Raw genomic sequence first — 12,153 nt, forward strand, 5'->3', positions numbered from 1 at the left:
TAAAAGGCGATGTTTACAACATAATAAAGAAGTTCTTAGAAAAACTATATGAAAATGATGAATTATATGATTATTCTCTTATTAAATTAACAGGGCAATCCTGTAAGGTAGATATATTTAGAGATGCCTTAAAAGAATTTATACCAGGCAGAATAATTGAAATAAATAAAAGCAAAAAAGAAACTAAAGAAGAATATGAATTAAAATTGTCTTGCCTAAAAGGAGCTTTGAAATACTTATATGATAAAAATTTTGGATATGCTGATATAAACATAGAAAGTAAAAAGCCAACTCTTCCATATTTATTAACGGCATATACTCACACAGGAGAACAAAAGGTATTAATAAAAGGCAGAGAAGTAAATAAAGGCTTTATATCAAGATTTATGGATAGAATTCTTCTTAAATTATACTTAAAAGATGGTAATAATAATGTGAAATATGAATATGATTATGAATTTAATGAAGAAGAATTAGAAAAGATTGAAGCAAAGGTCATAGGACAAATGTTTTCAAATATCAATCAACATGAAACAGATAATATAGAAAACAATGAAATAAAATTCTTTGTATGGGAAGAAGAAGAGTTATGGGGATTTTATGTACTAGCCATCTTAAGAAAAGATGAAGAACTATATATAGGAAAAGAAAAATTCTTCTACTTTGAAAATGATAAATGGGAACAGAACTTTTTTGATGGACTTAAGTAGGTTTTGAATACCGAAATAGTGGTCATGCATTTGTTCCAGTTACTGAACTTTATATATTATAACTTTTGGTTTGCCATGGTAAAAGTTTTAAGCCATATATATGGTGAAGAATATTACCATATATATTTTTCAAAATATGCACATATAAAAAAGTGTGATAGCACAACTAAGAACTTTAACACATATAAAAAAGTACGAACCTATAAAAAGAGTTCGAAGCACAATTAGGAACTTTTATGCATTATAGAATGTAGGTTAAAAGATTAGATGTTTAGGAGGTGGAGAAGGTGTTTGAAAATAGATATCCGGTTTTTAATAGTGGAAGGCTTTTGAAGATTGAAATGTTAGAGGAACTCAGAGATTTTCCGAGGGAATTTTTTAATATTAGGTTAAAGGAATATTCAGATGGAATAATTTCTGGGTGTGATATAGAGGTAAAGGAGCATTCTATAGAAATAAAAAAAGGGCTAATTAAATATAACAATGTTATTTATATTTTAAAAGCAGATGAATCAATTGATTATGAACCTAACAATGAATTGATGATTTTAAAAGTAAAGTTTTCGCCTGAAAAGGAAGAGAAAGATTATATAAATAATGTGACTGAATTTCACTTAGATCAAAATTTAAACCTTGAAGATAATGAAATGGAAATTTGCAGATTTAAATTAAGAATAGGTGCAAAGCTTAGAATTAATTATACGGATTTTACTGATTTAAGTACGGAATACGACACAGTAAATACAATATATGCACCTTATGCAGCTTATGAAAATAGCAGCTTAAATCCAGAGATTTTAAGAAGATTTGGAAGGGAATTATTAATGTGTAATTTAAGTGAAGCTTGGGATATATCTTTTGGAATGATGTGTGTTCAAAGTAAAGAAGCTATCCAAAAGGAAATAATAATTAGCTATTTAGTATACAAATTAGGTATTGAAATGAAGGAGTATAGTAATGAGGATTTATATTATTATCTTCTAGATGTTCTAAAAATTGCAAAAGAAGGCGCAAGTGGACATGGGCAACGAGGTGGAGGACGGTTTAAAAAGATACTTATAGATTAGAAATTAGCAATGTTCAATTATTAATGCTAAATGATCAATGACAAGTAATGAGTGAAGTCAATGGTTTTTCAAATATAAGAAATTAAGGAGGAAAGGGAATATGGATAAAAGGGCTGATGAAAAGATTTTAGATTTTTTAAATGAAGTGGAAAAGAGAGAAGCTAAGAAAGACATTTGTAGTGGTTCAGTTAAAATTGGAAACAGATATTATGAATTTGAAGAAACAGAATTTTTTGAGGGAAAATTAAAAATTTATATCCCAAAAGATTTTGAGGATATGCCAATGGAAGCAAGAAAAATAAAATATCCATCAGGAAGCAGACCAGAAATAATAAAAAGCAATGAAGATGGAAGTATTGCTATAACTTTAAATATTATAGATAGCCCATTAGATGAAGAGCGTGTAGAAGAGCTAAAAAATGGAATGATGAATATCATAAGAAAAACTAATCCAGCTAATGTATTTTATGAAGATGGAGTATTAGAGGTTGATTCTAAAAATATAGGATTCTTTGAATTTAAAAGCTCAGCAATAGATGATTTCTTATATAACATAATGTTTTTCCTTGAATTTGAAGGAAAGACCCTAATGGGAACTTTTAGTTGTCTTTATAAGGATTATAAGGATTGGAGAGATATTGGATTTCAAGTTATTAATACTGTGAAAGTAATAAGAGAATATAAGGGGGATGAGAATTAATGAGTGAAGAATACATGTATACTCAAGGCGATATTTTAATAGAGCCTTATAAATTTCAGAAAATAACAAAGCTTAAAGTGACTAGAGAGTTAAATGAGCATGCAAAGCTATATATAAGTGGAATCATTGATGAAGAAAATATTGATAAATATGTTGAAACAGCAGATGGAGATTCAAGTATCTCAATATCAGTAAAGGATGACAAAAATACTGTGACTAATGTTTTTCAAGGAGTAGTTACCAATATTCAAGTTAATGCAAATAATGATGTTAGAACTTTGGAAATAGAAGCTTTAAGTAGAACCTTTCTTATGGATATAAAAAAGAAAAGCAGAAGTTTTCAAAATGAGAATAGTAGCTATGGGGATATTTTCACAGATGTAAATAGTGCATATAGCAGCATTCAAATGTTAGATTATATTACTAATGGCACATTAATAGACAAGCTAATAGTTCAATACAAGGAAACAGATTGGGAATTTTTAAAGAGATTAGCTTCACATTTTAATGTACCAGTGGTTTCAGAATGTCAATTATCTGATCTTAAATATTCCATAGGAAATTCAGGGTGTTCAACAACATATGAACTTGATGAATATAATTATTCAATAAAAAAAGGCTTACAAGAATACAAGCTTAAATCAGAAAATGATGTTAATGATTTAGACGATATGAATTTAATAAGTTATGAAGTAACAACAAATAAAATAATGTATTTATATAACTTAGTAAACTTCAAGGGTAGAAGTCTTTATATATATAAGTCAGAAATGGAACTTATAAATGGTGTAATTTCAAATAAATATGTATTAAGAGATGACAAGGGAATAAAGTTAAGAAAAATTTATAATAACAAAATAGTAGGAATATCTTTAAGTGGACATATTTTAGATACCCAAAATGATGTAGTTAAAATTAATTTAGAGATAGATGGGAATCAAGATGCAGGAACTGCAAGATGGTTTCCATATTCAACAGTTTATTCATCACCAGATGGGACAGGCTGGTATTGTATGCCAGAAGTTGGTGATGCCATAAGATTATATTTTCCAGATAATGAAGAAAAAAATTCTTATGCTATAAGTTCAGTTAACTTATCATCAAGTAATTCAGAAAAACGTAGTGATCCATCAGTTAAAAGTATAGGAACAAAGTATGGAAAAGAAGTAGTAATGAAACCAGGAGTAGTAGAGATAATAGGAAATGGTGATTTACTTATGAGAATGACTGATGATGGAGGTATAGAGGTTAAGAGTAACAAAAAAATAGTTTTAGATGCCAAGCAGGATATTCAAATAACTGGAGGAGGAAAGGTATCAATCCAAGGTGGCAACGGAGTAGCTTTAACTCAAGGGTCAGCTAATATTAATATACAAGATGATGTAACTATGAGTGGTGGAAAAGTTAAGATTGAATAAATATTTATGATTGGAAAACGCGCTTAAAACTCAAAGCCAATAGAAATAATCTTTGAAATAAATTACTGAAAATGAGGAGCGTTGAAGTAGTTATGTTAAAGCAAATAAATAAACAAGAATTGTTAACTAATTTTGAAGAAAAGTATGTAACAGATAAATGGGTAGATAAATTTCTTGAAGTTGATGAAATGTATAAAAGTGATAAAGCGGCAATAGAAGAAAATTTAATTATAACTTTTGAGGAAGTATGTAAGCAAACTATAACTCTTCAAGAAAAGCAATTAAAAGGCGGAATCAAGTATATTTACATTTCATTATTAAGGACAAGCATCCTTGAAAATAAAGGAGAATATAGAATTGATCTATATGATGAAAATTGGTTTTTAGATAAGGAAGAAAATTCAATTAATATAGATTTAAACTTTATTTATGTTCCATTATTTGATTTTATAAAACACCTTAAAGAAAAGAAAAAAGAATATGGAAGAAATATTACTGATATGGATATAGAAAATATAATGCTTAGGGAAGTTTATAAATTCCATGTTCTAGCAGTTGAATTTTTAAAAGATATAGTTAAGAAATTTATAGAAACATCGTCCTATGAAAATATGAAAAAAACTAAGTATATAACTATATTAGCAGGAGAGTATATGGATGAAGCAGAGATAATATATCCTTCCAATTAGCATAAGACCAATAAATATAAATTTAAATAAGGAGAAACTATGGATTATTTTTTATTAAAGCAGGATGAAAGATATACAAATACTCCAAGAATTATAGATTTATTTAAGAAAATGGATGTTAGAAATATTAATTTATTAAATGCCCATAAAATAGAAGACATAATGATTTTTAAAGTTAATACAAGTGATAGAAGTGAGTTCTTAGATATTTTAGACAATCAATTATTCTTAATATCAAAACCTATGAAGGAAATCATTGAAAAATACGACAGTGATATTTTATTTAAGACTTTAGCACTTATAGATCAATTTCATAATAAACAAGAAAATTATTATTTGCCAATAGTGGAAGAACTGGATGCACTAAGCGATAATGCTGAGCTTAATTTAAATAAAACAGTAGTAAAGAAACTGATTTTAAATAAGGAAAAGATAAATGGGAAGAAGATTTTTAAAATAAAAGAAAGTTCTAAACCATTAATTGTAGTAAGACTTGATGTTGCTGAAAGCTTACTAAGAAGAAACTTTAAGGGAATAAAACTAGAGAGAGTAGAAGTTAAAGAAACTTAAAATTAAAAGAATATAAAATACAATAAAAATTACAATTAGGAAGTGAAAAAATGGGTGATGGAGATAATTATTATATAGTAAGAGGCGCTAAAATGAGATGTGATAAAGGATCTCATGCAAGAAAAATAAATCTTCCAATAAGTCATGGGTCATATGTAAAAGGGAAACCTATGATGAACAAAGGCGACAATGTAGTAGAGAAGAATGTTAGTTATTTTGGAATATGCAGTGAATGTCAAGAAGGTGAGGATATTTATTTAATAGGTGAAGATGGAAATCAACTTCCACCAGGGAAAAAATGTTTGGTGCAGATTTCAGGTGAGTGGAGTGATGTTAAAGAAGATACCTTAGTTGAAGGAAAAGTAGCACTTACAACAGATTCCTGGCTGGTATGTTCCAAATATCAAGGAAAAATAAAATTTGAAACTAATGGTCAGGAAGAAGAGTAGTTAAAATAAAAAAACAACAAGAGGGAGGGGAACAATAATAAATGGGAGCAGTTCATACATTAAGGGTTAAATCTTCTTATAAGCTACAAAAAATAGAAGATATAAAAATTGAAAACAAACCAAATGAGCATGGATATTTATATTTAAAATGTCTAATAGATGATTCGATAAATTTTCAGTCTACTATAAATGCTTCCACAGATGATAAAATATTTGTTTATGAAGAACAAGAAGATAAAAATATAAGTACAAGCAGTGATATAAGTCCTATAGATATTAATGTGGTAAACGAAGGTAAGAGTAAGTTATTATTTAATGGTATAGTTCAAAATGTTAGGACAAGTAATGTAGGTGGAATTTATTATCTAGAAATACAAGCACTTACAGTAAGCTTTGAATTAGATATAAAAGAAAAAAGCAGGTCCTTTCAAAATGCTGAGATGACTTATGATGATCTAATTGGAACTATATTAAAGGATTATTCAGGATATAATTTTGATCAATGCATAGGCAATGGAGTGAAAATAGGAAAACCATTAGTTCAATATAAAGAAACTGATTGGAATTTCATAAAAAGGATTGCAAGTGAATTAAATTCAGAATTATATTGTGATATAATTGATATACGTAATATGTTTTATTTTGGAAGACCAAGTAATGGAAGCTATGAAATAGAAGATGTTACAAATTATAAGGCTTATAAGAACTTAAAGAGATTCCATGAAGCAGGGGGATATGAGGAAGGATATAACGATATTGATTACTTTTATTATGAAGTAGAAAGTAGAGAAAAGTATCAAATTGGAGATGATATCTCGATTAAAGATAAGAAATTATATGTAAATCAATATTCAACCTATGCAATAAAAGACGAAGTAATCTATAAATATAGATTGTGTAGAAAAAATGGAGTATGGCAGACTAAAATTTATAATTCACTTATAGGAGGAGCATCCTTAGAAGGAGAAGTTCTTGCAGTAGAAGGTGAAAAGGTAAAAGTTCATTTAACAATAGATGAAACACAAAATGAAGCTGAAGCCTCGTGGTTCCCATATGCACCACCAACCGGGAATGTAATGTACTCAATGCCTATAGTTGGAACAAGTGCAAGATTATATTTTCCAAATGAAAATAGTGAAGAGCCAATAATTACAGGCTGTGTAAGAACAAATGGAAGCAGCTGTGCAAAAACCTCAGATACAACAAATAGATATTTTGGAACAGAACATGGCAGTGAAATAGAAATGACGCCAGGTGCAGTGAACATAAAAGGTGGATCAAAAGAACCACTTAGCATAAGCTTTGATGATAAATTAGGAGTAACGTTAAAGAGTCCTAAAAACTTAAATTTAAATGCAGATGATGATATAATAATAAAAACACCTGCAAGTGTAACAGTAAAAGCACAAAGTCAAATTGGTGTAACAAAAGCAGGTACAGAAAATGGCTTTTCTGTAGAGACAGATATGCACTTTAAAGGCACCAATGTAATAAAAGATGGAAGTGATAGAGAAGCTTTTGCACCCTTTGATGATGAACCAAAGGCAGGTACAAAGCCAGAACCACCACCTCCACCACCAGAAGAAAAGAAACCATTTGATTGGGGGAAATTAGCTACTAATGTTCTTGCAGGTTTAGCAGTGGTAGCACTTGTAACAGTTGCAGCAGTTGCAATAGCAGTTACATGTGGAGCAGCGGCGCCAGTAATAGGTGCAATTGCAGTTGGGGCAGCAGTAGCAGGGACAGCAGCAGTTGCAAGTCAGGCAATATCTGATTACAATAGTGGAGAAGTAAGTGACATGTCAGCATATGTCTCGGCAGGTGCAAGAGAAGCTTTTATAGGAGCAGTATCTGGTGCAATATTTGGACCATTTGGAGCAACAGAAGCACTAGGTGGAAAAATGCTTTTAGGTGGAGTAACAAATGGATTTGAAAGCATCTTAAGACAAACCTTAAATGGAGAGAGTATAAACTGGGGAACTGTATTATTTGACTCAGGTATTGGGGCAGCAACAGGTGGATTGTTCCATGGTGCAGGAAAATTATTTGAGAAAGCATCACCATTTGCTAAAAAAGCATTTAATAAGATATCATCTGAAATATCAGAAAATACTAAGATAGCTAAAATAGCATTGAGCAATATGAAAAAGGGACCAAAGTCAGTAGTGCTTGCAACTGATATGGGGATTATTACTGAGAAAGCAAGTAAATTTGCTAAGGAATTTAAAAAGGCTAAAAATGAAATTAAGTTAAAACCTAAGCGAATGGATACAGTTGTAGAGGTTCCTGAATTTAATGTAAAGCCTAAATTTAATAATGATGTAGAGTTAAAAGCTGAATATACAAGACAGGTAAAAGGTCAAGAGGAGGGATTGAATAAATTATCAATTAAGGAGTATCTTGATAATAGAGAGGCTTATGCAAATAGACTTAAGGAACAAAAGCAGGCAGGAAAGAAGAGTCCTAGTGGTAGAGATCCAAAAGGAAATGCACAGCAGCAGTTAGTGAGGGATGATGCACTAAATAGAAAAATAAAAGAATATAAAAAGCAAGGATTAACACATAAAGAAGCAAAAGAAAAAGCTGATAAGTGGATAAAAACACAAGCTGCATTACATGATCCAGATCAAATTGCAGGTGGTAATGCTAAAAACGTAACTGGAATGGGGGATAAAAGAATTAATTCTTCAATAGGGTCTCAATGGAAATCAAGAGCTAATGATGTTGAAAAGCAGGTAAGAAAATATATTGAAGATAATAATTTATCGGAAAAAGATTTAGAAAAAATTTATTTAAATATTAAATTATCATGTGGAGGAAAATAACATGAATGATGATATGAAAAAAGTATTTAGTGATTTTAAGTTATATGAAAAAGTAAGTGAAGATATAATAAATAAATATAAGGATAAAGTAGGTGCAGATGTTATAGAAATATGGGAAAAGTATGGATTTGGCACAACCTTTAATGGGTATTTAAAAATAATTAATCCAGATGATGTTCAGGAATTATTAGAAGAAACTTATATTATGCCATTTGATGATATTCCAATTTTTGTAACTGGAATGGGTGATATTATTACGTGTAATAGCAGAGGAAGTTTTGTAATAGCTGATTATAGGCATCAACGAATAAAAGGAATATGGATTGATAAAGAAATTGAGTGGGATTTTTTTCTTGATGGAGAATGTCAAGAAGAATGGCAATGGAACCCATATTTTGAAGCCGTAGAGAAGTACGGAGAGTTAGAATATAAGGAATGTTTTGGATATGAACCATTGCTAAGTTTAGGTGGAAAAGAAAGTGTCGATAATTTGAGAAAACTGAATTATGAAGTTCATATAACAATTATGGCTGAAATACAGGGAATACTATCTTAATATATAAATTAAATATCTCTCATCTTTTAGAAGGTGAGAGATATTTAGTTATTTAAGAACAATAAGCTTTGACGATAAATTAGGAGTAACATTAAAGAGTCCTAAAAATTTAAATTTAAATGCAGATGATGATATAATAATAAAAACACCTGCAAGTGTAACAGTAAAAGCACAAAGTCAAATTGGTGTAACAAAAGCAGGAACAGAAAATGGCTTTTCTGTAGAGACAGATATGAACTTTAAAGGTGGAAATGTAATAAAAGATGGAAGTGATAGGGAAGCTTTTGCACCCTTTGATGATGAACCAAAGCCAGAACCACCACCTCCACCACCAGAAGAAAAGAAACCATTTGATTGGGGGAAATTAGCTACTAATGTTCTTGCAGGTTTAGCAGTGGTAGCACTTGTAACAGTTGCAGCAGTTGCAATAGCAGTTACATGTGGAGCAGCGGCGCCAGTAATAGGTGCAATTGCAGTTGGGGCAGCAGTAGCAGGGACAGCAGCAGTTGCAAGTCAGGCAATATCTGACTACAATAGTGGAGAAGTAAGTGACATGTCAGCCTATGTCTCGGCAGGTGCAAGAGAAGCTTTTATAGGAGCAGTATCTGGTGCAATATTTGGACCATTTGGAGCAACAGAAGCACTAGGTGGAAAAATGCTTTTAGGTGGAGTAACAAATGAATTTGAAAGCATCTTAAGACAAACCTTAAATGGAGAGAGTATAAACTGGGGAACTGTATTATTTGACTCAGGTATTGGGGCAGCAACAGGTGGATTGTTCCAAGGTGCAGGAAAATTATTTGAGAAAGCATCACCATTTGCTAAAAAAGCATTTAATAAGATATCATCTGAAATATCAGAGAACACTAAAATAGCATTGAGCAATATGCAAAAAGGTCCAAGACCAGTAGTACTTGGAAGTAATTTGGGTAATGCTGATGAGGCTTTGGGTAGGCTTGCTAAGGAATTTAAGAAAGTTAAGAATGAGATTAAAAGTGGTACTGAGGGGGCAGGTAAAGCTAAAATAGAACTAGGTAAAGAAGATTTAGATTTATTACGCAAAGAGTGGAACGTTCCTGAAACAGATACAATTGCAGTTGGAAAAACAGATATTTCAAAACTTGATGATGTTACTTTTAAAGGTGGTTCTCCAGAAGTAAGAAAAGAAGCAGGATTACCTACATTAGATGATATTGCACCTAAGAGAGAGTTTAAAGCACCTTATTATTATATAAAAGCGGATAGCCCTGGTGGGATTGTGATATTGAAGATTCAATGCCAATGACCTTACGTTTAGAAGATGAGGAAGGAAACACAATTTATGATTGGAAGCCTCAAGATAAAAATTGGTGGTGTACTGGATTCAATCCTGAGTATCAGAATGAAAAAGCATCAAATCTTACTTCATATGGAAGTATAGATTTTTCGGACCATTTAGATATATGGGAGGCTTTTTATAAAAAATATCATACTTCGTCAATGTGGACATTTGACACTGAAAACCATATTGCTAAGTATATATGGTAAGATGTTGAATAGATTTGTGTGGTGTAGTAGTATCAAAGCTTGAGCTTGAAACAACTGCACTGCAATAAAGGGTTTCTAATAAAACAAAATTTAATTAAAAGGGAGAAAATCATGGATACTAAGAGATTAATATTATTTATAATCATAATTGCACTTTCTTTAGGATTATTATCGTGTAGCTCTTCCAAGTCTATGCTAAAAAAGAGATTGTCTGATTTAAATGCCAGCAACGATAATAAAATTGCGGATATACGATTTCAGAATATCATAGAAGCTTTGGAAAATAAAGATAAGGAGGCGCTAAAAAAAATGTTTGCTCCTAATGCATTGAAAGAGGCAAAGGATATTGATGGTGGTATTGATTATATAATGGAGTTTTATAAAGGCAAGATGAAATCAAGAGATAATGGTACAATACCAAGTAAGGATTTAGTAGAGGATGGTCAAAAGAAAAGTGAATTGGATTGTGAGTATATAGTTACAACGGATAAAGATACGTATATAGTGTTTTTTATAGACCAGATAGTTGACACTAAAAATCCTGATAATGTTGGGCTTTATATGTTGCAAATAATTAAGGAGTCAGATGAAGACAAAGAGTTTGATTGGGGGGGAGACAAGACAAAGTGTGCGGGTATTTATCGCCCAGATGCTACGAAATAGCAAGTTCAGGTATATTATTCGAGTATAAGTTAATACCGTTTGTAGACTTAAAAGTAGGTGTTTTTAATGGTAAAATTTAAGAAATATTCCAACGTTTTAAATGCGGATATAAAATCTTGTAGGAGAAAAGTATATGAATTTTGTAAAAAATGCTATTAATACATGCCGACTATACAAAAATAGAGAATACAATTCCTTACGTAAAAATATGAAAGTGATAAATTTTGGATATATTCCATATTTTTTATAATTGTGCTTTATTTTAGATGTAATAAGTACGATAATTTTGCTCATAAAATATAAAAAAGTTAAGGAAATAAACTGATATTTTAATTGGTATAAAAACAGTAAACTTAATAGAAAGATTATTTAATGTTGAAACCTTATGTATTGTATTACGAATTAATAAAAATAAATAATAGATTGAAATATCGCATTATTCATTTCAGAAATGGATTTGCAGTTTTTTTGTTGATTAATAGTAAGTCGTTCGTAAACTGCCGATTAGTACCTCCGAGAACTAAAATTTTTCAAGTACAAGCTCAAAATAATATGGAAATAAAGATAACAGATGAGATAAATTACTTTAAATCTTATCTGTTTTTTCTTTTGAAATATTTATGGCTGTTTAAAATAGCAACAAAAACTGTTCTAGTTTTTGTAGGTAGTCTGATCCCTTACAGAGATTGGAAGAATAACTAACAAGCTCTGTTCATAAAGCTTTCTAGTATTAGAAATTCAATATCTTTATCCAGAATATGAATGTGAAGGGAAATTAACATGAATTACATTTGGGATATATTATTAAAAGCGGATAAGCAAAATATTCCTAGGAAAAGTTTGAAATTTATGCAAGCTGGGATACGTAGTCCTTATATGGAACTTGCTTTTGAATATCTTAATTTAACTTCATTGCCAGAAGATAATGTTATCGAAGTAAATGAATGCTATAGATTTTATGAGATTTTTAAGGATTTAT

General features: G+C 30.3%; 12 protein-coding genes and 2 pseudogenes. All 14 read left to right on the forward strand.

The annotated features are described in order from the left end of the window. Positions 1-710, forward strand: a pseudogene (locus tag CLPUN_RS01235) (Hsp70 family protein); the annotation flags it as partial. 287 nt (positions 711-997) lie between these two features. Then, positions 998-1,777, forward strand: a complete 780-nt coding sequence (locus CLPUN_RS01240) for a hypothetical protein (RefSeq protein ID WP_077845568.1) — start codon at positions 998-1,000, stop codon at positions 1,775-1,777. 100 nt (positions 1,778-1,877) lie between these two features. After that, positions 1,878-2,477, forward strand: a complete 600-nt coding sequence (locus CLPUN_RS01245; protein ID WP_077845569.1) for a hypothetical protein — start codon at positions 1,878-1,880, stop codon at positions 2,475-2,477. Further along, the gene (locus tag CLPUN_RS01250) at positions 2,477-3,895 is read left to right on the forward strand and encodes a contractile injection system protein, VgrG/Pvc8 family (protein ID WP_077845570.1); all 1,419 of its coding nucleotides are present in this window, start codon (positions 2,477-2,479) and stop codon (positions 3,893-3,895) included. The genes CLPUN_RS01245 and CLPUN_RS01250 overlap by 1 nt, the downstream gene beginning before the upstream one ends. Positions 3,896-3,987: 92 nt before the next feature. Next, complete coding sequence (locus CLPUN_RS01255) at positions 3,988-4,584, forward strand: hypothetical protein (protein ID WP_077845571.1); 597 nt, start codon at positions 3,988-3,990, stop codon at positions 4,582-4,584. A 39-nt stretch (positions 4,585-4,623) separates the two neighbouring features. Beyond that, positions 4,624-5,154 (forward strand): imm11 family protein, encoded by a 531-nt coding sequence (locus CLPUN_RS01260; protein WP_077845572.1) that lies wholly within the window; start codon positions 4,624-4,626, stop codon positions 5,152-5,154. 50 nt (positions 5,155-5,204) lie between these two features. Continuing rightward, on the forward strand, positions 5,205-5,603 hold the full coding sequence (locus tag CLPUN_RS01265; RefSeq protein ID WP_077845573.1) for a DUF4280 domain-containing protein: 399 nt from the start codon (positions 5,205-5,207) through the stop codon (positions 5,601-5,603). A 41-nt stretch (positions 5,604-5,644) separates the two neighbouring features. Next, positions 5,645-8,428, forward strand: coding sequence for a polymorphic toxin type 15 domain-containing protein (locus tag CLPUN_RS27395; protein ID WP_158078670.1), 2,784 nt, complete (start codon positions 5,645-5,647; stop codon positions 8,426-8,428). Position 8,429: 1 nt separating this feature from the next. After that, positions 8,430-8,984, forward strand: a complete 555-nt coding sequence (locus tag CLPUN_RS01275) for a T6SS immunity protein Tdi1 domain-containing protein (protein ID WP_077845574.1) — start codon at positions 8,430-8,432, stop codon at positions 8,982-8,984. 232 nt (positions 8,985-9,216) lie between these two features. Further along, complete coding sequence (locus CLPUN_RS27930; protein WP_198944268.1) at positions 9,217-10,269, forward strand: hypothetical protein; 1,053 nt, start codon at positions 9,217-9,219, stop codon at positions 10,267-10,269. Beyond that, positions 10,260-10,511, forward strand: a complete 252-nt coding sequence (locus CLPUN_RS01285) for a hypothetical protein (protein WP_158078671.1) — start codon at positions 10,260-10,262, stop codon at positions 10,509-10,511. The genes CLPUN_RS27930 and CLPUN_RS01285 overlap by 10 nt, the downstream gene beginning before the upstream one ends. 111 nt (positions 10,512-10,622) lie before the next feature. Continuing rightward, positions 10,623-11,174, forward strand: a complete 552-nt coding sequence (locus CLPUN_RS01290; protein ID WP_077845576.1) for a DUF5104 domain-containing protein — start codon at positions 10,623-10,625, stop codon at positions 11,172-11,174. 133 nt (positions 11,175-11,307) lie between these two features. Beyond that, a complete protein-coding gene (locus tag CLPUN_RS29800; RefSeq protein ID WP_479723531.1) occupies positions 11,308-11,424 on the forward strand; it encodes a DUF6652 family protein in 117 nt (38 codons plus the stop codon). Between the two features lie 530 nt (positions 11,425-11,954). Then, a pseudogene (locus CLPUN_RS01300) lies at positions 11,955-12,153 on the forward strand (hypothetical protein); the annotation flags it as partial.

The organism is Clostridium puniceum (genome assembly GCF_002006345.1).
Classification (GTDB): Bacteria; Bacillota; Clostridia; order Clostridiales; family Clostridiaceae; genus Clostridium; species Clostridium puniceum.

Coding starts and splice junctions, on each gene's coding strand:
- CLPUN_RS01245 (WP_077845569.1), top strand. CDS start 1,878: ATGGATAAAAGGGCTGATGAAAAGATTTTAGATTTTTTAAATGAAGTG.
- CLPUN_RS01250 (WP_077845570.1), top strand. CDS start 2,477: ATGAGTGAAGAATACATGTATACTCAAGGCGATATTTTAATAGAGCCT.
- CLPUN_RS01255 (WP_077845571.1), top strand. CDS start 3,988: ATGTTAAAGCAAATAAATAAACAAGAATTGTTAACTAATTTTGAAGAA.
- CLPUN_RS01260 (WP_077845572.1), top strand. CDS start 4,624: ATGGATTATTTTTTATTAAAGCAGGATGAAAGATATACAAATACTCCA.
- CLPUN_RS01265 (WP_077845573.1), top strand. CDS start 5,205: ATGGGTGATGGAGATAATTATTATATAGTAAGAGGCGCTAAAATGAGA.
- CLPUN_RS27395 (WP_158078670.1), top strand. CDS start 5,645: ATGGGAGCAGTTCATACATTAAGGGTTAAATCTTCTTATAAGCTACAA.
- CLPUN_RS01275 (WP_077845574.1), top strand. CDS start 8,430: ATGAATGATGATATGAAAAAAGTATTTAGTGATTTTAAGTTATATGAA.
- CLPUN_RS27930 (WP_198944268.1), top strand. CDS start 9,217: ATGAACTTTAAAGGTGGAAATGTAATAAAAGATGGAAGTGATAGGGAA.
- CLPUN_RS01285 (WP_158078671.1), top strand. CDS start 10,260: ATGCCAATGACCTTACGTTTAGAAGATGAGGAAGGAAACACAATTTAT.
- CLPUN_RS01290 (WP_077845576.1), top strand. CDS start 10,623: ATGGATACTAAGAGATTAATATTATTTATAATCATAATTGCACTTTCT.
- CLPUN_RS29800 (WP_479723531.1), top strand. CDS start 11,308: ATGAATTTTGTAAAAAATGCTATTAATACATGCCGACTATACAAAAAT.